This window comes from Streptomyces lancefieldiae (assembly GCF_031845825.1).
In the GTDB taxonomy this organism is placed as follows: domain Bacteria; phylum Actinomycetota; class Actinomycetes; order Streptomycetales; family Streptomycetaceae; genus Streptomyces; species Streptomyces lancefieldiae.
The window spans coordinates 1-1235 of record NZ_JAVRFH010000224.1 but is presented as its reverse complement, the minus strand read 5'-3'; the positions used below and the strand labels follow the sequence as shown (position 1 = coordinate 1235).

The window sequence follows — 1235 nt, the reverse complement described above, 5'->3', positions numbered from 1 at the left end:
GGGGCCTTCCCCCGTGATGGTGGACACGCTTCGTTGATCACGCGGCGAGCGTGAGCTTAGCCGCGTGGTGTCGACGTTCGTATTCGGTGGGGCTGAGGTAGCCGTTGGCGGAGTGCCGACGGCGGGTGTTGTAGCGGGTCAGCCAGGCGAAGATCCGGTTCCTGCAGGTGGCAGGGTCGCCGTAGTCGTGGGCTCCCTGGAGGGTCTCGCGTTTGAGGGACGCGTGGAAGCTTTCGCAGGCCGCGTTGTCCGCGCTGCTGCCGACGGCGCCCATCGACCGGGTGACCTTCAGCTGTGCGCAGAGGTCGGCGAAGGCCCTGGAGCCGTATTGGGCCCCGTGATCGGAGTGGAACACGGCGCCGTCCAGGGTGCCGCGGGTGCGGACGGCCATCCGCAGGGCATCGGCGACCAGGTCCGTGCGCATGTGGTCGGCGATGGACCAGCCGACGACCTTGCGGCTGAAGCAGTCCAGCACCGTCGCGAGATAGAGGAACTCTCCGTTCTCCAAGGGCAGATAGGTGATGTCACCCATGTATTTGCGCCCCGGTTCCGGGGCGGTGAAGTCCCGCTGGAACAGATCCGGAACCAGTGCAGCGGCCGGGTCGGGGACGGTGGTGCGGACGCGTCTTCGCAGGCGGATGCCGGTGATGGAGAACGCCCGCATCACCCGGGCGATCCGCTTCTCGTTGACCCGCAGGCCCTTCTCCCTCAGCTCGGCGGTGACCCGCGGGGAGCCGTAGGCGCCACCGGACTCCGTGTGGACCTTCCGGATCTTCGCCGCCAGGTGTTGGTCGGCCCGCTGCCGGGCCGCCCTGGCCTCCCGGCCGGCCCGCCACTTGTAGTAGCTGGACCTGTTCAGGTCCAGGACGTCGCAGAGCCGCTTCACCCCGAAGGCGTCCCGGTGGTCGTCGACGAACTGGAAGCGGCTCCTCACCAGTTCGTCTCTCCGGCGAAATACTTGGCCGCCTTGCGGAGTATGTCCCGCTCGGTGGCCAGCTTGCGCTCACTGGCCTCGAGCTCGGCCACCCGCGCTTCCAGCTGCCGGATCCGCTCATCCGGATCTGCAGACGGTGCAGGCGGTGTGGTCCGGGCTGCCGTCTTGCCGGTCCGGGCAGCGTCCGGGCCAATCCCGCGGCGTTCGTGGTCCCGCAGTACCCAGTTCCGCAAGGTGTTCCTGTTAATGCCCAGGTCGGCGGCGAGGCTCTTGTAGGTCGCCCCGGGCGTGGACTCGAACA

The 1235-nt window shown here is 68.3% G+C and carries 1 protein-coding gene; it reads right to left on the bottom strand.

Annotated elements, in window-relative coordinates:
- Positions 1 to 37: 37 nt before the first annotated feature.
- A protein-coding gene (locus tag RM812_RS41760) for an IS3 family transposase (protein ID WP_311586184.1) occupies positions 38 to 1235 on the bottom strand; the annotation gives its coding sequence in 2 pieces (ribosomal slippage) (positions 38 to 949 and positions 952 to 1235; 1196 coding nt annotated over the 2 pieces). This gene is flagged as partial in the annotation.